This window comes from Acinetobacter sp. 22512 (genome assembly GCF_052044755.1).
GTDB classification, from domain to species: Bacteria; Pseudomonadota; Gammaproteobacteria; order Pseudomonadales; family Moraxellaceae; genus Acinetobacter; species Acinetobacter pittii.
In genome coordinates, this window is the sequence record NZ_JBQENP010000026.1 from 14,090 (window position 1) to 38,328 (window position 24,239).

21 protein-coding genes and 2 pseudogenes are annotated in these 24,239 nt (G+C 39.7%); 13 read left to right on the forward strand and 10 right to left on the reverse strand.

Annotated features, from left to right (window positions below; genetic code table 11):
• Positions 1 to 21: 21 nt before the first annotated feature.
• Complete coding sequence (locus tag ACTJJG_RS17595) at positions 22 to 615, reverse strand: LysE family translocator (RefSeq protein ID WP_005802640.1); 594 nt, start codon at positions 613 to 615, stop codon at positions 22 to 24.
• A gap of 441 nt (positions 616 to 1,056) precedes the next feature.
• Here ACTJJG_RS17595 and ACTJJG_RS17600 point away from each other — a divergent pair, with 441 nt between their 5' ends.
• Together ACTJJG_RS17600 and ACTJJG_RS17605 are read left to right on the forward strand one after the other, a co-directional pair.
• Positions 1,057 to 1,386 carry a hypothetical protein gene (locus ACTJJG_RS17600; RefSeq protein WP_005070242.1) on the forward strand — a complete coding sequence of 110 codons (330 nt, stop codon included), beginning with the start codon at positions 1,057 to 1,059 and terminating at the stop codon, positions 1,384 to 1,386.
• 458 nt (positions 1,387 to 1,844) lie between these two features.
• Positions 1,845 to 2,201, forward strand: coding sequence for a four-helix bundle copper-binding protein (locus ACTJJG_RS17605; RefSeq protein WP_032070617.1), 357 nt, complete (start codon positions 1,845 to 1,847; stop codon positions 2,199 to 2,201).
• A gap of 608 nt (positions 2,202 to 2,809) precedes the next feature.
• Here ACTJJG_RS17605 and ACTJJG_RS17610 read toward each other — a convergent pair.
• The 3 genes from ACTJJG_RS17610 to ACTJJG_RS17620 form a co-directional block, all read right to left on the reverse strand.
• Complete coding sequence (locus ACTJJG_RS17610) at positions 2,810 to 3,217, reverse strand: GFA family protein (RefSeq protein WP_032056606.1); 408 nt, start codon at positions 3,215 to 3,217, stop codon at positions 2,810 to 2,812.
• Between the two features lie 27 nt (positions 3,218 to 3,244).
• Positions 3,245 to 3,646, reverse strand: a complete 402-nt coding sequence (gene cueR / locus ACTJJG_RS17615; RefSeq protein ID WP_001020650.1) for a Cu(I)-responsive transcriptional regulator — start codon at positions 3,644 to 3,646, stop codon at positions 3,245 to 3,247.
• Between the two features lie 75 nt (positions 3,647 to 3,721).
• Entirely contained in the window at positions 3,722 to 6,193 is a 2,472-nt protein-coding gene (locus ACTJJG_RS17620) for a heavy metal translocating P-type ATPase (protein WP_032056607.1), read from the reverse strand.
• 166 nt (positions 6,194 to 6,359) lie between these two features.
• Here ACTJJG_RS17620 and ACTJJG_RS17625 point away from each other — a divergent pair, with 166 nt between their 5' ends.
• Positions 6,360 to 6,560: a heavy-metal-associated domain-containing protein gene (locus tag ACTJJG_RS17625; protein WP_080776980.1), complete on the forward strand. Its 201-nt coding sequence runs from the start codon at positions 6,360 to 6,362 to the stop codon at positions 6,558 to 6,560.
• A 49-nt stretch (positions 6,561 to 6,609) separates the two neighbouring features.
• Here ACTJJG_RS17625 and ACTJJG_RS17630 read toward each other — a convergent pair whose 3' ends face one another.
• Positions 6,610 to 7,569: a LysR family transcriptional regulator gene (locus tag ACTJJG_RS17630; protein ID WP_017386346.1), complete on the reverse strand. Its 960-nt coding sequence runs from the start codon at positions 7,567 to 7,569 to the stop codon at positions 6,610 to 6,612.
• A 44-nt stretch (positions 7,570 to 7,613) separates the two neighbouring features.
• Positions 7,614 to 7,743: pseudogene (locus ACTJJG_RS17635) on the reverse strand (hypothetical protein).
• Between the two features lie 106 nt (positions 7,744 to 7,849).
• On the opposite strand from ACTJJG_RS17635, the gene benA reads away from it, so the two are divergent.
• The 7 genes and pseudogenes from benA (at position 7,850) to ACTJJG_RS17670 (ending at position 16,008) form a co-directional block, all read left to right on the forward strand.
• A complete protein-coding gene (benA, locus tag ACTJJG_RS17640) occupies positions 7,850 to 9,232 on the forward strand; it encodes a benzoate 1,2-dioxygenase large subunit (RefSeq protein WP_032056610.1) in 1,383 nt (460 codons plus the stop codon).
• Positions 9,229 to 9,748: pseudogene (gene benB / locus ACTJJG_RS17645) on the forward strand (benzoate 1,2-dioxygenase small subunit). The gene benA and the pseudogene benB overlap by 4 nt, the downstream one beginning before the upstream one ends.
• A 52-nt stretch (positions 9,749 to 9,800) precedes the next feature.
• The gene (gene benC / locus ACTJJG_RS17650) at positions 9,801 to 10,817 is read left to right on the forward strand and encodes a benzoate 1,2-dioxygenase electron transfer component BenC (protein WP_032056613.1); all 1,017 of its coding nucleotides are present in this window, start codon (positions 9,801 to 9,803) and stop codon (positions 10,815 to 10,817) included.
• Positions 10,818 to 10,835: 18 nt separating this feature from the next.
• A complete protein-coding gene (locus ACTJJG_RS17655) occupies positions 10,836 to 11,621 on the forward strand; it encodes a 1,6-dihydroxycyclohexa-2,4-diene-1-carboxylate dehydrogenase (RefSeq protein ID WP_032056614.1) in 786 nt (261 codons plus the stop codon).
• A 57-nt stretch (positions 11,622 to 11,678) separates the two neighbouring features.
• Positions 11,679 to 12,872 (forward strand): benzoate/H(+) symporter BenE, encoded by a 1,194-nt coding sequence (gene benE / locus ACTJJG_RS17660; RefSeq protein WP_032056615.1) that lies wholly within the window; start codon positions 11,679 to 11,681, stop codon positions 12,870 to 12,872.
• A 475-nt stretch (positions 12,873 to 13,347) separates the two neighbouring features.
• The gene (locus ACTJJG_RS17665; protein WP_372552735.1) at positions 13,348 to 14,706 is read left to right on the forward strand and encodes an aromatic acid/H+ symport family MFS transporter; all 1,359 of its coding nucleotides are present in this window, start codon (positions 13,348 to 13,350) and stop codon (positions 14,704 to 14,706) included.
• A gap of 45 nt (positions 14,707 to 14,751) precedes the next feature.
• Entirely contained in the window at positions 14,752 to 16,008 is a 1,257-nt protein-coding gene (locus ACTJJG_RS17670; RefSeq protein WP_372552734.1) for an OprD family outer membrane porin, read from the forward strand.
• Between the two features lie 104 nt (positions 16,009 to 16,112).
• On the opposite strand, the gene ACTJJG_RS17675 is transcribed toward ACTJJG_RS17670, so the two are convergent.
• Positions 16,113 to 17,219, reverse strand: a complete 1,107-nt coding sequence (locus ACTJJG_RS17675; protein ID WP_031947810.1) for a beta-ketoacyl-ACP synthase III — start codon at positions 17,217 to 17,219, stop codon at positions 16,113 to 16,115.
• A gap of 95 nt (positions 17,220 to 17,314) precedes the next feature.
• The gene (hrpA, locus tag ACTJJG_RS17680) at positions 17,315 to 21,172 is read right to left on the reverse strand and encodes an ATP-dependent RNA helicase HrpA (RefSeq protein WP_284087017.1); all 3,858 of its coding nucleotides are present in this window, start codon (positions 21,170 to 21,172) and stop codon (positions 17,315 to 17,317) included.
• A gap of 352 nt (positions 21,173 to 21,524) precedes the next feature.
• Here hrpA and ahpC point away from each other — a divergent pair, with 352 nt between their 5' ends.
• Both ahpC and ACTJJG_RS17690 read left to right on the forward strand, forming a co-directional pair.
• Positions 21,525 to 22,088 (forward strand): alkyl hydroperoxide reductase subunit C, encoded by a 564-nt coding sequence (gene ahpC, locus ACTJJG_RS17685; RefSeq protein WP_003652649.1) that lies wholly within the window; start codon positions 21,525 to 21,527, stop codon positions 22,086 to 22,088.
• 194 nt (positions 22,089 to 22,282) lie between these two features.
• Positions 22,283 to 22,498 (forward strand): KTSC domain-containing protein, encoded by a 216-nt coding sequence (locus ACTJJG_RS17690; RefSeq protein WP_005070287.1) that lies wholly within the window; start codon positions 22,283 to 22,285, stop codon positions 22,496 to 22,498.
• A gap of 65 nt (positions 22,499 to 22,563) precedes the next feature.
• On the opposite strand, the gene ACTJJG_RS17695 is transcribed toward ACTJJG_RS17690, so the two are convergent.
• Complete coding sequence (locus tag ACTJJG_RS17695) at positions 22,564 to 23,151, reverse strand: O-methyltransferase (RefSeq protein WP_069119411.1); 588 nt, start codon at positions 23,149 to 23,151, stop codon at positions 22,564 to 22,566.
• Positions 23,152 to 23,196: 45 nt separating this feature from the next.
• Complete coding sequence (locus ACTJJG_RS17700; protein WP_032006575.1) at positions 23,197 to 23,415, reverse strand: DUF1653 domain-containing protein; 219 nt, start codon at positions 23,413 to 23,415, stop codon at positions 23,197 to 23,199.
• A gap of 256 nt (positions 23,416 to 23,671) precedes the next feature.
• Here ACTJJG_RS17700 and ACTJJG_RS17705 point away from each other — a divergent pair.
• Positions 23,672 to 24,239 (forward strand): thioredoxin family protein (locus ACTJJG_RS17705; RefSeq protein WP_440608989.1); only part of this gene is annotated, 568 nt, incomplete at its 3' end.

Sequence of the window (24,239 nt, forward strand, 5' to 3'; positions counted from 1 at the left end):
AATATAAATAAAGGGTTAAGTTTAAAATGAGCTAATCGCAGAATAGCCGATTGGCATCGCAAAAAAAGTTAAAATAAATGCAGCCGTACGTTGTAAATTACGTTGGTTTAACCAAGTTACTTTGTTTGAAATTAATACGGTTCCAAAAGCAATCCATAAAAATGCAATGGGTGTAATTAATGATAAAAAAATAGCAATATGCACAAAATAAACGTGAAGCACTTCCCATGCTGCATGTGGAAAAATAGCAGAAGCAAAGAGTAAAGCTTTAGGATTTAAAAGTGTTGCAACAAATAAAGCCTTAGGCGTAATTAGTGGGCTGTCTAATTTGATATCATTTGTTGATGTTATCCAAAGTTTAAATGCAAGGTAGAGAATAAAAGTTGCACTTATTAACTTTAATAAGGCAGGAAGCCAAGGGATAAAATGTGAAACTGACTCAAGCAAAACACCCCATGAAGTAATTGCAATGAGATAACCCATCACTTCAGCAGGAATAAGTTTAAGAGACTGCTTCACCCCTGCTTGTATTCCAGCCGAGGCTAACAATGTATTTGTTGGGCCTGGAGTCAACAAAATGGTGACCACAAGTCCAATAAACATAAATGACACCATAGGCAACGAACTCTTTAGTTATGCTAGGCGAAATATGTCAAAAAGGAATATCTATTGTCGACATAATGGTTGTAACAAGAAATATTGAATTTTATTTTTTTAATTTTAAAACAAATAATTAACTCCACCTGACTACAAATTCACTTACTATTTCAATAATTTTAAATATGCAAAATCGATCACAGAAACATAGAATAAGCGCTATTTTTTATGCTCGCTAAACAATTAAATCAAGCTTTTTTTCACAGAAAAATAAGCCGTTATTTTTAATATTTACCCCTTATTTAGCTTATTTAATAAACGCTTTTTTCTGACTTGAAATTTGAAAATTGATCAATATATAAACAACTAGAAATCGTGATTTTACTGAATATGATGTCCCGTTCCCCATCAATTCTTTGATTGTCGCTTTCATCAAATAAATCAGATGATGGAGGATGCATGATGAATGCTTATGTTCGCCCTCATCCAGATGGTTTTAAATCTTATTTAGGTAAGAATCAGAAAACCGGACTCTACATTGTACGAGTAGGTTGGACGGTTTATGAAACGAATGGCAATGGCTCTGTGCTGTACATTGTTAAGAACGAAGATACGATTCCGTTGGATGTAGAAAAGTTTAAAACTGATCGCCCCAAAATTTATGCTGCTCTTCTAAGTGAAGTTCAGTTTCAACGCAAGAAACAACTTGCGATTGATCTCCAGCAATCAAACATCCCTTCTTATGACCGTAAAGCCTACAAAAAACGGCGTGGCTTTATAGACTCTTAAGTAAAGGTTTCACTTTAAACTCATATAGAAAAAGCACCCTTAGGTGCTTTTTCTTTTAACGACCAGTTGTAATTAATACGAGCATACTCAGTATTAAAGTGCTTAATGATCGTTTGCAATGTATGTGGACTTCATGCTCAGCTCCGTGAGCAAATTGATTAACGTTTTCCATTTCGTGTGCCCTTAAAGTTCACACTGATAATTTGCACAATTTTCACACAATAAGAAATTAGCCAAAAGTATTATATCGAATCAAATTTTAAATCTAATGCTGGGCAAGTAGTTTTGAAATTTATAACTGAAGTAGCTAGATGTAACATTCTTATACGAGGTTAAACCCTATTGAGCGTTTGTAGACCTTTCATTTCAAACTCACCTACCAAAGAAATGATTTTATAAAATGAAAAGAGATAACAATATTCTGTTTTTTAATAATAGTCTTCGACAGGAGAACTTTTATGGAAACTCAACTAGAAACCAACTCTTCTTTATTTTGTAATGCTTCTACCTCAATTCAAGCATGTATTGAATGTATGATTGCCTGCAAAACATGTGCAGCTGCATGTTTGCAAGAAGAACATGTGCACATGATGCGTGAATGTATTAAGCATTGCATGACATGTGTAGAAACCTGCCAACTTTGTACGTCTTTAGAACTAAGAAACTCTGAACTAGCAGAATCAGCCATGCAACTTTGTGCGAACGCTTGTCAACTTTGTGCAGCAGAATGCAGTAAACATGACCACGAACACTGCCAAGTTTGTGCTAAAGCATGTCTTGCTTGCGCACAAGCTTGTCTGGCATATCGTTCCTAAGTGGTATTCACAACTTTAAGCCTACGCAATCTTTAGATCGTAGGCTAATTAAAATATTTTAGATAACAGTAAATTAGATATTTTTTATTTAAGCTGATTACAATTTTTACTTTTTTACAGGCATAAAAAAAACACGCATCTTGGGGAAAATGCAGGCTCTTAGATCTCCCACAACGACCATGAGTTCATTATTAAACTTGAACTTTAAACCGTTAACCAAATGTACCCTTAATAAAAACAAATTTCAATACAGAAAAGTCTGTATATTTGAAATATTTTATTATTTTTACATTACTTTTTCATAAATAGTTTAAAAGTATAAGATATTTCCAAATAAGAAATATCTTTTTTACAGGCATTAAAAAAGCCCGTTTCACGGGCTTTTCTGCAACGGTGAGCAATGTAAGCGTTGTGTCTATCCAACTCTTGTTTGCTCTTTGCTAGCTATATGTAAGGTCTTATCGTATCTTTTGCCCTGTCCCAAGTTTCCCTGTGGAGCGAGGAGATATTACGATTACCTTAGGTACAGTTATAGCACATTATTTATTCATGACTAGTCTTGTTCACGTTTTTTTACAAATGAACAAAATACGATCTAACCTTAATATTTAAGGGTTTTCTGCCCCATTTGGATATTGGCGAGCGTCATCACAAATTGGATACCACTTCACTTGTGAATTGACAAAAGCATGAGAGATGACTGGCATCGATATTTCTTCATTAATAAGTCCGACCCTCAGGCGTACCACTTCTGGCTTATCTAAACGTTCACTCCAGATCGGTGAACCGCAAGTTTTACAGAACACTCTCTTTTTGTTTGGAGAAGCAAAATACGCTTGCAAAAGATTTTCACCCTGTACAATGTTTAAATCAGTTTTCTGTACCTGTGTAATAGCTGCAAAAGCAGCCCCTTGTGCTTTTTGGCATTGCTTACAATGACAAACCATAATGGGATTTAATTCAGCATTAATGCTGAGTTGAACACCATTACAAAGACAAGAAGCTGTATAAATCATGATTTTACCTTTTTATTTTTATGGGATTTAGCTTACACCCACCCCTTTTTCAATATGATCTAAAATGGCACAAGAAGCCTGTTGGTCGCCACAGCAATCATCGGCAGAAGCCTGCAAAATATTAACCATTTCTTGTAGGTGGGCAATTTTTTGCTTTAATTCGGCAATGTGTTTGACGGTTAAGGCTTTCACCTCTGCACTATGCCGATCAGTATTTTTCCAAAGTGAAATAAGCTCTTTCATCTGTTCAGATGAAAAACCTAACTCTCGAGCATGTTTTAAAAAGTTCAAAGTTTTAAGGTCTGTTTCTGAATAAATACGATAGCCAGAAGCAGAACGCTGAGCTGCTTCAAGTAAACCGATTTCTTCATAGTAGCGAATCATTTTCGCCGAAATGCCCGAATGTTTGGATGCCTGACCGATATTCATCTCACACCTCAAATATTAAATTTGGTTTAAGACCTGCTGTCATGATCTTAAACCAAAAGTTGATTTTCAGCACGCTTACTCTACTGGCGCATGAAAGCGTTTTAAACGTAATGCATTGCCTAAAACAAAAATCGAAGAAAGTGCCATCGCCCCTGCTGCAAACATTGGCGAGAGTAAAACGCCAAATGCTGGATATAGCGCACCTGCTGCAATTGGAATTAGGGCTACGTTATATACAAATGCCCAGAACAGGTTTTGACGTATGTTTCGCATGGTGGCTTTACTTAATGCAATTGCATTCGGTACGCCTTTTAAACTACCTGACATGAGCACAACATCAGCTGCTTCGATGGCAACATCTGTTCCTGTACCAATGGCCAAGCCAACATCTGCTTGTGCCAAGGCTGGTGCATCGTTAATACCATCACCAACAAAAGCTAAGCGCCCATACTGTTTTTGCAGTTGGCGGACTGTGTCCACTTTGCCCTCGGGTAAAACCTCTGCCACAACTTCGTCAATGTTCAGCTTTTTGGCAATTGCTTGCGCCGTATGACGGTTGTCTCCTGTAATCATGGCAACTTTGAGACCTAATTGATGCAAGGCCTCAATCGCAGCATAGGTTGTTTCTTTAATTGGATCTGCCACAGCAATAATTGCCGCAAGTTTTTGATCAATAGCAACGTATAGCGGGGTTTTGCCTTCTTCACCTAACTGAGCAGCAATCGCTTGGAAAGAGTTGGTGTCTAAACCAAGTTGGTGCATATAACGGTCTGCGCCAATTTGTACTTTTTGACCTGACACTTCAGCTTCAATACCTGAACCTGTAATCGAGTTAAATGCTGTTACTGGTAATAAAGTTATTCCCTCGCCCTCAGCAGCCTGAACAATAGCGAGAGCAATTGGGTGTTCAGATTTGGCTTCAACCGAGGCAACCAAAGTAAGTACTTGCTCACGTTCAAAACCAGATTGCACATTAAAGTCTGTCAGTGTTGGTTTGCCTTCAGTGAGCGTTCCAGTTTTATCAACAGCAACCACCTGCGCTTCTTGTAAAAGCTGCAAAGCTTCGCCTTTACGGAACAAGATACCGAGCTCAGCACCACGTCCAGTACCGACCATAATCGAAGTTGGCGTTGCAAGCCCCATCGCACAAGGACAAGCAATTATCAGTACTGCAACGGCGTTGACCAAACCAAAAGTCAGCGCAGGCTCTGGCCCAAAGATAAACCAGACCAAGAAAGTAATTGCAGCAATTAACATGACAGCCGGTACAAACCACATGGTGACTTTATCGACCAAGCCCTGAATTGGAAGTTTAGAACCTTGGGCTTGTTCAACCATGCGAATAATTTGTGAAAGTACAGATGAGCTACCCACTGCGGTTGCCCGAATGTTTAGAGTACCGTTCTGGTTGACTGTACCACCGACCACCTGATGTCCTACTATTTTTTCAACAGGAACAGGTTCACCCGTAATCATAGATTCATCAATGTAGCTATGCCCTTCAATCACTTCACCATCGACAGGTACACGTTCACCCGGACGAATTTCTACAATAGTTCCACTGACCACGTCGGCAACAGCAACTTCCACCACTTGACCGTCACGCTGAATACGAGCAGTTTTTGGCTGCATTCCCACTAAATGTTGAATCGCTTGTGAAGTACGCCCTTTAGCTTTAGCTTCAAAATATCGTCCGAGCAAAATTAAACTGACAATAACGGCAGCCGCTTCAAAGTAAACATTGACCGTGCCTTGTGGTAACACATGCGGCATAAAGGTTGCTACGACCGAGAAACTGTAGGCAGCCAAGGTTCCAACTGCCACTAGAGAGTTCATGTCTGGCGCTAAACGCCATAGGGCTGGAATCCCTTTTTGGTAAAAACGGCGACCTGGAAAAACGAGAACTAATGTAGTCAAAGCAAACTGTAAAAGCCAGCTATTGTATTGACCAATCGTGTCCATGATCCACATGTGAAAAGCTGGAATGAGATGTGAACCCATTTCCAGGATAAACACAGGTAAGGCTAACACAATCGAAATGATCAAATCTTTTTTAAGCTGATCTAATTCTGACGCTTTTTTGTCGAGCTGCTCATCTTGATTTTTTTCAGATGCTTTCGCGTCATAACCTGCTTTTTTAACAGCACGAATTAGGTCTTCAACATTGACTGATGCATCTGCTTGTACCCAAGCCTGCTCTGTTGCTAAGTTAACCGTAGCTTGTTGAACGCCGTCTACTTTTTTAAGGGCTTTTTCTACACGTGCAACACAAGATGCACAGGTCATACCCTCAATAGATAACTCAACTGGCGAAGCTTTAGGAACATCATAACCTGCTCGTTCAACTGCTTTAACCAGTGCTTCACGCTGAATCGGTTGATTTGAATAAACAACCGCTTTTTCTGTTGCCAAGTTAACGTTGGCAATCTCAATATTTTCAACTTTCTTAAGTGCTTTTTCGACACGTCCTACACAGGAGGCACAAGTCATGCCTTCGATTGGAAGTGTTTCACTATATGCTGGCAATTTTGTGGTTTTTGAGTCCATCAAACACCTCTACAAATCTGCAAAATTTAATATTCTGTATTGAGCATACAGATTCCCATCATGGGAAGGTCAAGCATATTTTTTTAAAAATTTGGTCTTGACCTTACAATCATGACAAGGTTTAGACTCAGTGTTATCCAAACAAACATCTCATTCTTGATGGAGTATGAACATGAAACTACTTATTGAAAATATGACTTGTGGTGGCTGCGCTCGTGGTGTGACTGCAACGATTCAGGACGTCGATCCAAATGCAAAAGTAGATGTAGACTTAGTGACCAAAATCGTGACTGTTGAAAGCAGTGAAAGCGTCGATAAAATTACCGAAGCACTTGAAGAAGATGGTTTCCCAGCGAAAGTGCAATAAAATATAAAACTGCATAGCTTCATCCTTTGAGGCTATGCACCTCCTTTATTTAAAAGTCGATACCATTTGAATCATCTATCGGGTTCTGATCGAGTGTAAAGACAGTCCGTTGATAAGGTATCCCTTCTAAGTCATAAACCTGATAAATACAATCAAACAGTGACTGTAAATCTTCACTTCTGTCCATTGCCCGTGCTGTAATAAAAATTGGGCTGACCGCGCCGTTATCTAAAATCGGAATATAGTTTAAGTGTGGAAATCGAATGGTATCGGCACTTGCCGGAATAATACAGATCCCTTCTCCCGCTGCCACTAAGCCCAAAGCCAGTTGAATTTCTCGTATTTCATGCATATTTTTTGGAACCAAACTATGCTCGGCAAAAATATTTAAAAGCTGGGTCGAAAAATTGGGTTTCGGTGAAGTGGGATACATAAACATCTTTTCATCAATCAAGTCAGCTAGATATACCCCTTCCGTGCGCTGTGCAATTGGATGGCTGGTATGTGCAGCAACTACCAAACGCTCTTTACGTAAAAGAATTCGTCTCACAGCAGGATCACTAATTCTTAAACGCCCGAAACCGACATCAATACGTCCTTCTTTTAATGCCTGTAACTGTTCGGTTGTACTTAACTCCATAAGCTGAATATTCAAATGAGGTTGTTGTTGGCGAAATAAATAAATGATTCGAGGTAGCAAACCATAGAGTAAAGACCCAACAAAACCAATGGTCATACTTCTTTCGATGAGACCAATACGCTTGGTCATACTTTTTATTTCTTCAGCATTCGACAAAAGTTTAACGGCGTGCTGGTAAAAGAAATGCCCTGCTTGTGTAGTTTGTAAAGGACGGCTTCCACGCTCAAACAGTTGAATGCCAAGCTCGCTTTCCAGATTTTGAATCTGTCGACTCAAAGGTGGTTGAGCAATAAATAGTTTTTCGGCTGCCTTTGTAAAGCTCTGCTCTTCAACAACCGCCACAAAATACCGTAAATGTCTTAGTTCCATAAGGCTTCCATACCTTTAAGATATAAAAAAATGCAAATTCAGTCTTAGACACAGTTTAACCATTCTTTTAAGGTATATACAAGCAACAAACCGATGAAGTGATGAATTGCTTTGTGAACAAGCCTTCTTGCCAATCTTCCAGTTATTCATCTTCATCAATTCACGGTTAAACACCCAGCGCACTCATGCGCTTCATTGACAATATTAGGATATCAAGACCTTTTAGACCGTAGCTAAGGCCTTGGTGACTTCCACACTTTTGGAAAGTCGGAGAACGGACATGCCACGTATTCCTGTAATCAATACTAGCCATCTTGACCGTATTGATGAATTACTTGTCGATAATATCGATACAGGTGAATTTAAACTTCATCGCTCAGTGTTTACTGACGAAGCCCTATTTGACCTCGAAATGAAATATATCTTCGAAGGTAATTGGGTTTACTTAGCACACGAAAGCCAAATTCCAAATAATAATGACTACTACACCACTCACATTGGTCGTCAGCCGGTCATTATTGCCCGCAACCGTAACGGTGAATTGAATGCCATGATCAATGCGTGTTCACACCGCGGAGCACAACTTTGCCGTTACAAACGTGGTAATAAAGCAACGTATACTTGCCCTTTCCACGGCTGGACTTTTAACAACTCAGGTAAATTGCTTAAGGTTAAAGATCCAAGTGAAGCAGGCTATTCTGACTGTTTTAACCAAGATGGCTCACACGACCTTAAAAAAGTGGCTCGTTTTGAGAGTTACAAAGGTTTCTTATTTGGTAGCTTAAATCCCGATGTTCCTTCACTTGAAGAATTCTTGGGAGAAACCACCAAAATCATCGACATGATTGTTGACCAGTCTGAACATGGTTTAGAAGTTTTACGTGGTTCATCTACGTATACTTATGAAGGCAACTGGAAACTCACCGCTGAAAATGGTGCCGATGGTTATCATGTTTCTGCTGTTCACTGGAACTATGCAGCAACAACTCAACACCGTAAAGAAACTCAAGCTGCCGATAACATTCGTGCCATGAGTGCAGGTTCTTGGGGTAAACAAGGCGGTGGCTCGTATGGCTTTGAAAATGGCCACATGTTGCTTTGGACACAATGGGCAAACCCAGAAGACCGTCCAAACTTCCCGAAAGCAGACGAATACACCGAAAAATACGGTGAAGCGATGTCGAAATGGATGATTGAGCGCTCACGTAATCTTTGTCTCTATCCAAATGTTTATTTGATGGATCAGTTTGGTTCGCAAATTCGTGTACTTCGCCCACTTTCGGTTAATCGAACTGAAGTCACCATTTACTGTATCGCGCCTAAAGGTGAAGCACCTGAAGCTCGTGCACGTCGTATCCGTCAATATGAAGATTTCTTTAATGCCTCAGGCATGGCAACACCAGACGATTTAGAAGAATTCCGTGCTTGTCAGGCAGGCTATGCAGGGATTGCACTTGAATGGAATGACATGTGCCGCGGTTCAAAACACTGGATTTATGGACCAGACGATGCAGCGAACGAAATCGGTTTAAAACCAATGTTAAGTGGGATTAAAACTGAAGATGAGGGACTTTATCTTGCCCAACATCAATATTGGTTACACACCATGAAACACGCGATTGCATCAGAGAAAGAAATTGCTGATCAGGGAGAAACAGCATGAGCACTCAAGACAAAGCAACTTTAGAAAATATTGCTCAGTTTCTCTATTGTGAAGCTCGCTTTTTAGATGATGAACAATGGGATGACTGGCTTGAATGCTATGCACCAGAAGCTTCTTTCTGGATGCCAGCTTGGGATGACGACGATAAATTAACTGAAGACCCGCAATCTGAAATTTCACTTATTTATTATCCAGACCGTCAAGGTTTAGAAGATCGGGTGTTCCGTATCAAAACTGAACGCTCATCTGCAACCATGCCGGACACACGCACAAGCCACAATATTGCCAACGTTGAAGTTCTCGATCGCGACGGCGACAAAGTTACTGTTCGCTTTAACTGGAATACTTTGAGTTTCCGTTACAAGACAAATTACAGCTATTTCGGTATGTCACGTTATGTGATCGATTTTTCAGGTGATCAACCAAAAATCTTGAGCAAGTATGTCGTTTTGAAAAATGACTACATCAATCAAGTGATTGATATTTACCACCTTTAAGACATACCCCCTCAGCTAAACGGACTGTTGGCTGAGGGTAAAAGTTTCAAATATTTTGTAGGATACATGCCATGTCAAACCACAATATCGCACTTCAATTTGAAGATGGTGTTACACGTTTCATTAACGTAGCTCAAGGCGAAACCCTATCTGACGCAGCCTATCGCCAAAAAATTAATATTCCTTTGGATTGCCGTGATGGTGCATGTGGAACTTGCCGCGCATTTTGCGAGTCCGGTAGTTATGACATGCCAGAAGAAACCTATATTGAAGATGCATTAACCCCTGAAGAAGCTGAGCAAGGTTATATTCTTGCTTGCCAATGTCGCCCAACTTCCGATGCGGTATTCCAGATTCAGGCGTCGTCAGATGTTTGCAAAACAGAAATTCATAGCTTCCAAGGTACATTAGCTCGCGTTGAAAACTTATCAGATTCAACCATCACGTTTGATATTCAACTTGATGAAGGCCAACCGGATATTCATTTCCTTGCAGGTCAGTATGTGAATGTTGCAATTCCTGAAACTGGCGAAACCCGTTCATATTCATTTAGCTCAAAACCGGGCAATCGCTTAACGGGCTTTGTGGTCCGTAACGTACCGAACGGTAAAATGAGTGAATTCTTAAGTAAAAATGCTAAAGCCGGTGACAAGATGACATTTACCGGACCATTCGGTAGCTTCTATTTGCGTAATGTAGCGCGCCCAGTGCTGATGCTTGCAGGCGGTACTGGCGTTGCCCCATTTATGTCGATGTTACAAGTGCTTGAAGAAAAAGGTTCAGAACAACCTGTTCGTTTAGTCTTTGGCGTCACCAATGACTTTGATTTGGTTGCTCTAGAAAAACTCAATGAGTTACAGGCGAAATTCCCATGGTTTGAATATCGAACTGTGGTTGCAAGCCCTGAAAGTAACCATGAACGCAAAGGCTATGTCACTGGTCATATTGAAAGTGAATGGTTAAACGGTGGCGATGTTGATGTTTATCTATGTGGCCCGGTACCAATGGTAGAAGCTGTACGTGGCTGGTTAGAAACTGAAAATATCAAACCTGCTAATTTCTTGTTTGAAAAATTCTCTGCGAATTAACAGGTGGAGAAGTTATCTATGTCAAACCGTCAAAGATTTACCGATAAGGTCGTGATTGTTACGGGTAGTGCTCAAGGCATTGGTCGTGGCGTGGCACTACAAGTAGCGGCTGAGGGTGGACAAGTCGTCATGGCTGACCGCTCTGAATATGTTGAAGACGTTCTTAAAGAAATTCGGAGTGCAGGTGGTGATGCCGTCACGATTAATGCTGACCTAGAAACCTATGCAGGCGCGCAAGCAGTAGTTGCAAGAGCCATTGAACATTATGGTCGGATAGATATTCTGATTAATAATGTGGGTGGTGCGATCTGGATGAAACCTTTTGAAGAGTTTTCCGAAGAAGAGATCATTAAGGAAGTAAATCGCTCGTTGTTTCCAACGTTATGGTGTTGCCGTGCTGTGTTACCTGCCATGATTAAGCAACAATCGGGGGTGATTGTAAATGTGTCTTCAATTGCAACCCGTGGTATTAATCGTATTCCCTACTCGGCATCTAAAGGTGGAGTAAATGCTTTAACGGCATCGCTTGCTTTTGAACATGCTAAAGATGGAATTCGAGTCAATGCTGTTGCGACTGGTGGAACCGAAGCACCACCTCGGAAAGTACCACGCAATGCCAATCCATTAAGTCAAAATGAAAAAGACTGGATGCAGCAAGTAGTTGATCAAACAATAGATCGAACATTTATGAGCCGTTATGGCACAATTCAAGAACAAGTCAATGCAATTTTATTTCTTGCATCAGATGACGCATCGTATATGACGGGATCGGTCATTCCGGTCGGAGGTGGAGATCAGGGTTAACCCTGATCTTTTTGCATGATTGGGTAAATAACATGATTTGCATGGAGGCAATCACACATGGCAACCCTGTTAAAGACGTTAAAAAATGACTGGTCCATATCAGCAACAGTTGCTGGCTTTCTTGCGGTTTTAATTTCTTACTCAGGCCCACTGATTATTTTTTTCCAAGCTGCTCAGCGTGCTCATGTGTCCACCGATATGATGGTGTCATGGATTTGGGGAATTTCAATTGGTGCCGCCGTTTCAGGTATTTATCTTTCAATTAAATATAAAACTCCTGTCATAACCGCATGGTCTGCACCGGGCACTGCCCTATTAGTTACCCTATTTCCAAACGTCTCGTTGAATGAAGCAGTAGCCGCCTATATTACTTCTGCCATTGTTATTTTTTTAATTGGTGTTACAGGTTACTTCGACAAATTACTAAAGTGGATTCCGCAAGATGTCGCTGCAGGCATGATGGCGGGTATTCTTTTTCAATTTGGTATTGGTCTATTTACCGCGTCTGATAGCATGCCTTTTATTGTCTTTAGCATGCTTATTGTCTTTTTAATTGCCAAACGTTTAATGCCGCGCTACACCATGATTTGGGTGTTAGCTGCAGGAGTTTTATTAAGCCTCATTTTGGGCAAAATGAATCCGGTTGATGTGAGTTTTAGTTTAGCTATTCCACAGTGGATTAGCCCAGAATGGACATGGAACTCAACATTGAACCTCGCCGTTCCTCTCATTTTAGTCAGTCTAACCGGCCAATTTTTACCGGGTATGGCGATTATGAAACTCAGCGGTTACGATACCCCAGCCAAACCCATTATTACTGTCACTAGTATTGCCTCTTTAGCTGTTGCCTGCGTCGGTGGTATTACCATTGTGCTTGCCTCAATTACCGCCGCTTTATGTATGGGCAAAGATGCACATGAACTGAAAGAAAAACGCTATATCGCAGGAATTGCCAATGGAATTTTTTATATTTTAGGAGGCTTATTTGCTGGCAGTATTGTCATGCTATTTAGCTTACTTCCTAAAGAGTTGGTTGCAGCATTGGCAGGTTTAGCCTTGCTTGGAGCAATTGCCACCAATATTTCTGTTGCCATGAAAAATGACAATCAACGTGATGCTGCACTTATTACCTTTTTAGCCACGGCATCAGGCATGCATTTCCTTGGATTAAGCTCAGTTTTCTGGGGAATTTGTATTGGTGTAATCGCACATTTTATTCTCACACCACGATCAACGCCAACTACAAATTAAGTTTTTTATCTAAGCGCCCGCCACTAAAATAAAACCTCAACCGCCACATCAGGATGCAAATAATTCGCTAACCCTGATTTGGCGATTTTATTTAATATAAATTAAATTTCATTTTTAAGATCAATTTCCAAAATAATTAAATAATAGACTTTAGTATTTTTTTTATATTTCCACCTCAATTTTTAATATAAATTTAGCAATATTTTCAAGCGTGATTCTCATCAATAAAATCTATAAAAAAGTATCTATAAAATCCTTAAAATTCTCACTATACAATATTTAACCCTATTTTAAAGACACAACAAAGCCAACTAGAACAATAAAAATAAATACATATTTTTCAAATAATTAAATCAATAAAAGTACAATACCTTAAAGACATAAAGATATATCAATTAGGTTTTTGACTCTAATCAAATAACAAAATAGTTTATTAAAAAATAACGCGATACTTCACAAATTGGAGGTGAAGAAAATGGATACGAGCAAGGTTAATATTAATGAGTTAATTGATAAAGCCAGTTTTACATCTTTTCATTGGAAAGTTTTAATCTGGTGCTTACTTATTATTATTTTTGATGGATATGATTTAGTTATTTATGGAGTTGCTCTTCCTCTGTTAATGCAACAATGGTCATTAACTGCGGTAGAAGCTGGGTTACTCGCCAGTGCTGCGCTATTCGGGATGATGTTTGGTGCCATGATTTTCGGCACGCTTTCAGACAAACTGGGACGAAAAAAAACCATCCTGATTTGTGTCACCTTATTTAGCGGATTTACCTTTATGGGTGCCTTTGCCAAAGGACCAACAGAGTTTGCTATTTTGCGCTTTATCGCAGGTCTTGGGATTGGTGGCGTTATGCCAAATGTGGTCGCACTTATGACTGAATACGCACCAAAAAAAATCCGCAGTACATTAGTCGCAATCATGTTTAGTGGCTATGCAATTGGTGGCATGACCTCTGCACTACTCGGCGCATGGCTTGTGAAAGATATGGGCTGGCAAATCATGTTTTTAATTGCGGGTATTCCCCTATTGCTGCTCCCACTCATCTGGAAATTTTTGCCAGAATCTCTTGCCTTTTTAGTGAAATCTAACCATGGCGAACAGGCAAAAAGTATTGTGAGTAAAATTGCACCTCAAACTCAGGTAAACGCCAATACTCAACTGGTATTAAACGAAAGCACAACAACAGATGCACCTGTCCGTGCGCTTTTCCAGCAAGGCCGTACCTTCAGCACATTTATGTTCTGGATTGCTTTCTTTATGTGCTTACTCATGGTGTATGCCTTAGGAAGCTGGTTGCCTAAACTCATGCTGCAAGCGGGCTACTCATTAGGTGCAAGCATGTTATTCCTGTTTGCACTTAATATTGGCGGTATGGTCGGTGCAATTGGTGGTGGTGCTTTAGCAGATAGATTCCATTTAAAACCTGTTATTACGATCATGTTTATTGTGGGATCGGCAGCTTTAATTCTGCTTGGGATTAATAGTCCACAATTTATTTTATATAGCCTAATTGCGATTGCTGGTGCTGCCACCATTGGTTCGCAAATCTTACTCTACACTTTCGTTGCACAGTTCTATCCGACAGCACTTCGTTCAACTGGCATGGGCTGGGCATCCGGCATTGGCCGTATTGGCGCGATTATCGGACCAGTTTTAACAGGAGCCCTACTCACACTTGAGCTTCCTCACCAAATGAATTTCTTAGCCATTGCAATTCCAGGTGTGATTGCTGCACTTGCAATATTTATGGTCAATCTCAAAGCCTCTGTTGCTGCACAAACACCATCAACTTTTACCCCTCAAAACACGCTTACCCAGCAGTAAAAATACATGCGCCGAGGACTGGCGCATCTTTTTTGGAAATGGATTATGGAATTATTACACCGCTTTAAGCCATGTGCTTTAACTTTTGCGACCTTAGTGTTAATGTGTGGCAATTCATTCGCTGCAAATCCAAATCAGCAGCCCGAAGATGAATGGAAGTTCACGCTAAAGAATGCCTATATCAATCGTAATTTTGATAATGATGCACTCAAAGATACGGGCAGTTGGTCTCAGGCAGCATCGCTATTTTATAAGTCGAAAATGCATGACACCCCTCTGCAAATTGCAGACAAGCCTATTACCATTGGCGCAGATGCTTCTGTTCAATACGCCGTGCGCTTAAGTTCAGACAAACATGTTGCTGACACAGTTTTGCCTTTTAATAAAGAAACACTATCTCAGGCTTCCGACTTTTTAAAATACGGCGCAACTTTAAAACTAGGTTATGACAAAACCCTTTTAAGTGTCGGTGAACTCTGGTTAGACCTGCCTGTAACGGCTGTCGATGCCAGCCGACAATTACTTGCCTCTTATTGGGGAACCAACCTTAAGTCGCAACTTTCAGATCAGCTCTATGCAGAAATTGGTCGAGTGGAAAAAGTATCACCACGTAATGAAGAAGATTTTAAAAAGTTTTCTTTTACAGCGAACGGCATTACCAAAGAATCTGATGGTTTAAATTACATAGATCTGCGCTATCAATTTACGCCGTCACTCAAGGGTGAATACTATTTTGGTAATTTGGAAGACCTCTACAACAAACAGTATGTAGGGCTTGAGCATAATTGGAAACAACCTAATTTTGCGCTTACTTCTAAGTTTAAGTACTTCAATGCAAAAGATGATGGCAATACCTTTGATATTGATGCTCAAAACATTGGAGTGCTAGAAACGCTCAAAGTAAAAAACCATACCTTTGGCTTGGGGTACCAGCAGATTATCGGTGAGTCGGCTTATCCATTACCAGATGGTTTCTTACCAGAGACGTATTTCATTAACTGGAACGCTACTGGTTTTTTTAAAGAAGACGAAAAGTCTTATCATGTGATGTATGGCTATGACTTTAAAGATTATGTGCCGGGCCTAAATGCGATGGTGAAATATGTTTATGGCCATGACTTTAAAGCAGCCAATGGTGAGAAAAACCATGAAACTGAGTCGAATGTGATTTTAAATTATGCGTTTCAGCAGCCATTCTTAAAAGGCGTCGCTCTTCAATACATTCGTATTGATTACAACGTAAAACATGGCAATGACTTTGGTGAGGACCGCTTGTTTGTAAACTACACCAAAAAGTTTTAATCATTTTTGATTCAATTGAAGCGGGCCAATGTTGGTTCGCTTTTTTATATTAATTTCGCTCATAAAAAAACGCTCTTACGAGCGTTTTTAATTAATCTAGTAACTTAAGCAACGTGCTTTTGAACAACAATCGAACCTACTGAATAACCAGCGCCGAAAGATGAAATCACACCATATTCGCCATCATCTACTTCGTGGCCTGTACGGTGTAAAGCAATAATCACACCTGCTGAAGAAGTATTGGCAAACTCATCTAGAATAATTGGAGCACGGCTTAAATCTGCCTCTTTACCGGCCACATATTTCAAGATTAATTCATTCATGTTGGCATTGGCTTGATGTAACCAAAAACGCTTAATATCGTTTGCAGTTAACTGCATTTTTTCCAACTGCGCATTAATGATTTTTGCCACCAATGGACAAACATCTTTAAATACCTTGCGGCCATCTTGGCGGAATAGCTTGTCGTCAACAACTGCATCTTCACTACGGTTTAAGAAACCGAAGTTATTTCGAATGTTGTTTGAAAATTGAGTAAATAAATGAATATCTAAAATTTCAAAACCAGTTTTAGTAGTGGTTTCTTCAATAATAGAAGCCGTTGCAACATCACCAAAAATGAAGTGACAATCACGGTTACGATAGTCCAAATGACCAGAAGTAATCTCAACGTTCACCAATAAAACACGACGAGCGCCTGAACGAATTGCATCTGCCGCTTGTTTCAAACCAAAAGTGGCAGCTGAACATGCAACGTTCATATCGTAGGCATAACCTTGAATGCCAAGTGCCGACTGAATTTCAATCGCAACTGCTGGATAAGCACGCTGCATGTTTGAACATGCCAAAATTACAACATCGATATCTTCAGCAGTTACGCCTGCATTTTCCATTGCCTGCTTCGCAGCAATCACGCCCCACTCTGCTTGAAGTGAAAGTTCATCATTTGAACGTTCAGACAAACGAGGACGTAAACGTGTTGGATCGAGAATACCTGACTTCTCAATCACGTAACGGCGCTTAATACCAGACGCTTTTTCAATAAATTCAGCACTAGAACCACGTAACTCTTCTAGCTCACCTGCTGCAATTTTCTCTGCATTCTCTTGGTTATATTGTTCCACATAAGCATTTAAACTGTCGGCCAGTTCTTCATTAGAAATGATTTCTGTTGGGTGAAATAACCCAGTACCTGTGATACGAATGCCCATGTAAAACTCCTAAAAAAATGAATAGGGTCTGTTAATCTTTCATTTATAAATTGCGTTGTAGGCTAAACAACAGCATAAACAGACCCCGATCTATCTTAACTGATTCCCAAACGATCCCATAACTTTTGCAGTCGAGTTGGCGAAATAGGCATCTTGGTTTTCATCGGTTGAGAAAATAAAGAAATGCGGAATTCTTCCAACATCAAATACAATTCTTTGATTTTTGGATCGTTTTTGAATTTAAATACCTTGTCCATCCATGGATCGACATCGTCAATTGCAGCATGATCTCGCTGTAGATTATTTGGCAATCGATCTAAACGCAATAGCAGTGCTTTTAAATAACGCGGGTATTCCTGCCAAAGATCGACTGGTTGGCGGTAAACAAAATTGCCAAGTGACATTAAATCTAACTGATCTTCAATATCATCAATACTGCGTCCAAATACGTCTGGATTAAGCACTAAAAGCTGACGACGGATTTGTTGCCACTGAATATAAATATCACTTAATTGCTCAAGTGCTTGCTGACCATAACTCAAAAATTGCTTTTTGACCTGATCTAGCAGCTTATTAAATTCATCAGCGTTAATTGGCAAAGTCGTAATTGCCATCTGCAACGTTGCATAGACCAACATCTGCTCAAGCTTAGCTTTATCGCCCAAAGGTGAATAAGCTAACGCAAGCGGTTTTGAAATCTGCTTTTTCAACTGACGAACCAAGTCGCCCAGTTGCATATGTACCAGACGAATAATACCTTCGCGATGCTGTTTAATCGCCTCAGCTTGATCATTAAACGTTTGAATAACAATGCCTGACTCATCTTTAGCTTCGAGGTCAGCAAAAGCCTTGGTCGGAACTAAAGCCTGATATTGTTTAACTACAACGCCTGTGACTTTATGAGAAGCCTCAAAAGTAAAGTTTTCAGGAAAGTCCTTAAACTCGCCTTTTTGCTGTTTAACTGGACGATGTGTTTCCACTCGGCAACGTGCTTTTAACTCAGGTAAATCACGCCCTTTCGCAATCAGCTTACCTTTTTCATCAATAACCTTAATGAAAGGCACCAAATATGGATCAATACGTTCAAACGAGAAATCTTTTTCAGTAATTTGCTCACCACGTAAGGCAAAAGCTAAATAACTAAAAATATGTTCACGTAAATGTACTGCATCAACCCCTTGCATGAGCTTACGAGCTGTATCAGGAATTGGCACCACATTACGACGTTTGTCTTTAGGTAAAGCTTTGAGTAAAGCCTCAATTAAATCTTGTCGCCAACCCGGAATTCCCCATGACCAGATATTTTCATCGACTTGGGGCAGCGCCTGTACAGGAATTTGAACAGTAGCACCATCTTCGTCATGGCTCGGGTCAAAATGATATGTGGTTGCTAAACGCAGCTGCCCATTGTGTAAATGATCTGGGAATTGCTGCGTAGTTGGCCGATCATTGAGCCAGAGCGCATCATCGTCAATAAATAAATAACGTGGGTTATTTGCTTCTACTGTGGCACGCCAGTCTTCAAAGCTACGGCGACTCGCGATTTCCTCAGGAATTTTCGACGCATAAAACTGATAAATTGTTTCTTCATCGACCACCAAATCGCGGCGACGTAATTTATCTTCAACTCGCTCTACTTCTTCAAGTTTAAGCAAGTTATGTTTTAAAAATGGTGGAACTGTACCCAAATTACCAGTAGTTAATGCATCGCGTAAGAAAATCTCATGAGCAGCAGGTTGGTCAACTTTCTCAAAATTAATTAACCGTTTTGGCTCAATAATTAAACCAAATAAAGAAATTTGCGCATATGCATTGACGATCCCAGCTTTCTTAGACCAATGTGGCTCGAAATAGTGATATTTCAACAAGTCGCGTGCAGCAAGTAAAATCCATTCAGGGTCAATTTTGGCTAAAGTACGTAAGTACACTTGAGAGGTTTCGACCATCTCAAAAGCCATCACCCAAGAGGTATTGGTTTTATGCAAAGTACTTGCAGGGAAAACTTTAGCCTTTTGCTGACGCACTGCCATAAAGGTATTTCGTTCATCAGTTTTATTGGCAATGAACGATAATAAACCTGTCAGCAATGCACGATGCAAGTTTTCATAATTCGCAGGTTTTTCATTAAAACTGAGTTTTAAGCCTTCGGCTAACTCAACCAATTGCTGGTGTGTCTGTTTCCATTCACGTAAACGCAACCAGCTTAAGAAATGCTGCTTGGCAAATTGACGCCGTTTATTTTCAGACATTCCTGCTTCGCCTTTAGGATTTAAAGTCTCCCAAAGTTTCAAATAAAACAGAAAATCTGAATCAGCTTCTTTGAATAATGCATGCTTTTGGTCAGCTTGCATTTGTTTATCTGCTGGACGCTCACGCGGGTCCTGAACCGCTAAAGCACTTACCACAATTAAGATTTCTTTGAGTACGCCAAAATGAGCACCACCCACGATCATACGTGCCAAACGTGGGTCAATTGGCATACGTGCCATCATTTGCCCGACTTTAGTCAGCTCATTTTTCTTCTCGTTAAGTGCGCCTAACTCAATCAGCAACTTACGACCATCATTTACAAGGCGGAAATCTGGCGGCTCAATAAAATCGAAGTTTTCTAACTCACCTAACCCTAAACTCTGCATTTGCAAAATAACAGATGCTAAGTTGGTTCTTTTAATTTCAGGTTCGGTAAATTCAGGACGACTTAAAAAGTCTTCTTCGCTATATAAACGGATACACACACCCGGAGCAATACGGCCACAACGCCCTTTACGCTGATTGGCTGCGGCTTGAGAAATTGCTTCAATTGGTAAGCGTTGTACCCGTGAACGGTAGTTATAACGCGATATACGAGCAAAACCGCTATCAATCACATAGCGAATATTCGGAACCGTAAGTGCAGTTTCGGCTACGTTGGTCGCAATAATAATACGACGGCCTTTTCCAGCCGGACTAAAAATCTTTTGTTGTTCAGAAACAGCTAAGCGCGCATACAAAGGTAAAATTTCGGTGTGTCTTGGTCCGTACTTTTGCAAGGTTTCCTGCAATTCTCGAATTTCTTGCTCTGTGCTTGAGAAAATTAGAATATCGGCATGTTCTGGGTGACCTTTTGCTTCCGCATCAGCAAAACATTCTTCTACGGCTTGTACAACTGCACGAGGAAGGTTTTCTTCGAAATCATCAAACTCATCGTCATCACTGCCGCCAATATTCATTTCTGAAATTGGGCGATAAAGTACTTCGACAGGATAACTACGCCCTTCTACTTCAAAAATAGGTGCGTCATTAAAGTAATTACTAAAGCGATTTACATCTAAAGTTGCCGAAGTCACGATAACTTTTAGATCTGGGCGTTTTGGCAGTAACTGCTTTAAATAGCCCATAATAAAATCGATATTGAGTGAGCGTTCATGCGCTTCATCAATAATGATCGTGTCATATTTAGACAAATAACGGTCATTGCCTAACTCGGCAAGCAAAATACCGTCGGTCATTAACCGTACGATAGAGTCCTGCGAACCTTGTTCATTAAAGCGGATTTTAAAACCAATAGACTCGCCAAGCTTTTCGCCGACTTCTTCTGCAATACGTTGAGAAACACTACGTGCAGCTAAACGACGTGGTTGGGTATGACCAATTAATCCCGTTAAGCCACGTCCCGCTAACATTGCAATCTGAGGAAGCTGTGTGGTTTTACCTGAACCCGTCTCACCTGCCACAATAATGACCTGATGCTTTTGAATCGCATCAATTAAGCGTTCTGCATATTGAGAAACAGGTAAGTCCTGATTCAGTTTAATTTTAGGGAGACGTTCAAATCGCTGCTTTACTTTGGCATTAGATTGTTCAAATAATTTTTCAATCTCTGCTGTATTAGCTTTTTTATCTTTACGCAAACGATTTAAACGGTAACGATCTCTTGCCATCACCCACTGATCAATATTTAAATCATTCTGCACAGACAAATTTTCCTGAAAATACAACAATCCTCTATTTTACGCTCTAATGACCATAAGGTAAAACAATTGGGTTTTTATATATTTTTAATTTTTTAAAATTTTACCCTTGAATTTTGTCTCACTAGACTTCATGTTGTTAGGCAAGTTTCTTTTACGATAACTGTCATTTGATTTACATGTTTTTGCAGTCAAATCGAATACAGTGTTTGGGGACTTAAAAATCGTAAATTTATCACTTATTCGATTTTCCGATTTTAGTCATGTAAAAATACTATTTCCCCAATAAAGAATTTTTATTTATTCTACATCTCGTAAACAAGTTTAAATATAAACCTCAATCATGGAGACAATGATGAGCTTGATTAATACTGAAGTTAAACCATTCCAAGCAACTGCTTATCACAACGGCCAATTTGTTGAAGTTAACGAAACTAACCTTAAAGGTAAATGGTCTGTTGTATTCTTCTATCCAGCTGACTTCACTTTCGTTTGCCCAACTGAACTTGGTGACTTAGCTGACAACTACGCTGAATTCCAAAAACTTGGTGTTGAAATTTATGCTGTATCTACTGATACACACTTCACTCACAAAGCTTGGCACGACACTTCTGAAGAAATCAAAAAAATCCAATATCCATTAGTTGGTGACCCAACTTGGACTCTTTCTAAAAACTTCGACGTTCTTATCGAATCTGAAGGTTTAGCTGACCGTGGTACTTTCGTTATCGATCCAGAAGGTAAAATCCAAATCGTTGAACTCAACGCTGGTGGTATCGGCCGTGACGCATCTGAACTTCTTCGTAAAGTAAAAGCTGCTCAATACGTACACGCTCACCCAGGTGAAGTTTGCCCAGCTAAATGGAAAGAAGGCGAAGCTACTCTTGCTCCATCTATCGACCTAGTTGGTAAAATCTAATCTCTTATTAGATTTTAAAAACTCAAAGAACCATCCCTCATCGGATGGTTCTTCTGTTTTGAATAAGCACATCACATTTTCTACTGATACTTTTACAATTATGTCCTTCCCCATTACATGAAGTTTGAGTAATGTCGAATAAATAACCGATGTTTTTTGAGCTTAAGTAATATGAAATAAAAGGGGAAAAATTTATGGCGAATACTGTGGCAGTCACTTCATGGAAATACAATGCGACTTCACGTCATCTAAAAATATTTTATAGCGATGGTTCAGGCGAACTTTATCATCCTGTACCAGAATTTATTTATGACAACTTATTACGATCAACAGACAAAGCTGCTTTTGTACATAAATATTTAGAATTCGACTTACACTTTACTCGCCTATCTTTAGTGAATGCTTCATAATATAATGAAATAAGGCCTGCTTAGAACAGGCCCTTATGAATGAATAAATCAGATTTTTAAATGGCTTACCTTGCCACTACAATGCACAAACCAGCGCCTACAGGCAAAATACTGCTCATAAAATTTTCATCTTTTTTAATTAAAGCTAAGAATGAGCTGACTTCAGCCGCATGTGAAATAACATTATCAATAATGAGTACACCACCTTTTGGCTTCATTAAACGTTTTAAATCTAACCAATAATTCTCGTAAGCAGATCGCTCAGCATCTAACAAAATAAAATCGAAAGTTTCCTGAGTTTCTTTTAGGTAATCGGCTGCATCTCCAACCCAAAAATCAACCAATTCATCTAATGCCAGTTCAGTCACATGGCGTTTAGCCTCATTACTACGATTGGCATCAATTTCAAGCGTGGTTACTTTTCCATGAGTAGATTGTGCCGCCTCGGCAAGCCATAAAGTAGAATAACCTGTTGAAGTACCGATTTCTAAAATTGATTTGGCTTGCTGCATCCGAATAAATTGCGATAGTAATTTTGCAGACTCCGCCTCAATATTACGATACCGCAGCAAACGATCTGTCTGCTGTGCATCATGTCGTTTAAAGGTGTCATATAAATCGGCAACTCTTTGTAAGAAAAAAGTATTTGGCATATATTCACCCTTTAAAATCGTTATTTTATATAAAAGCCGTTTGAGTTAAGTGCTTTGAATTAACTTGAAACGCGGCACGATGCTTCCATCAGCCATTTGCACCGTTTCAGTAAACATATTTAGCGGACGTACCCAAGTTGAATAGTCACCGTAAAGACACTGATAAACGACTAACTCTTCTTCAGTCTCGCTGTGTTTTGCCACAGAAAAAACTTGATAGAGATTACCTTTATAATGCTGATAAATGCCGCGTTGCAATGACATGAAAGTACCTTTTAATGTTATGACATAAAATCTTTACAGCCATATAACATATATAAATTTTTAAATACTTTCACTTTAAAACACTACAAAACATAAAAAAGAACATTTTAGAGATAAATTATTGATCTTACTTATTAATAGCCTCAATAATTCAAAAAACCGATTAAATATATAAAAACATACTGTTTTACCTATTTTATGTTTTCACGTACTATGCATCTATTGAAAGAATTTGGATGCATTGGAGTAAAAACAGATGTTAGATCAAAACATTAAAACTCAATTAAAAGCTTACTTAGAACGTCTAGAAAGTCCAATCGAATTAGTTGCTGCTTTAGATGAATCAGACAAAGCTGCTCAAATTAAAGAGCTGGTAAGTGAAATCGCCGAGCTTTCTGACAAAGTGACTGCCCGTTTTGACGGTAACAATACACGTCGTCCAAGCTTTGGTGTCGCTAAAGTAGGTGAACAGCCTCGTGTGTTTTTTGCAGGCTTACCTATGGGTCATGAGTTTACGTCTTTGATCTTGGCACTGTTGCAGGTGTCTGGCTATGCACCTAAAGTGTCAAATGAAGTGCTCAACCAGATTAAAGGTTTAAACCTCAAAGCAAACTTCGATGTGTTTGTATCCTTAAGCTGTCATAACTGTCCGGATGTAGTACAGGCACTTAACCTGATTGCCATTTACAACCCGAACACCACGGCAACCATGATTGATGGTTCATTCTTCCAAGACGAAGTGGAACAACGCAAAATCATGGCTGTGCCAATGGTATTCCAAGACAACGAGCACATTGGTCAAGGTCGTATGACCCTTGAAGAGA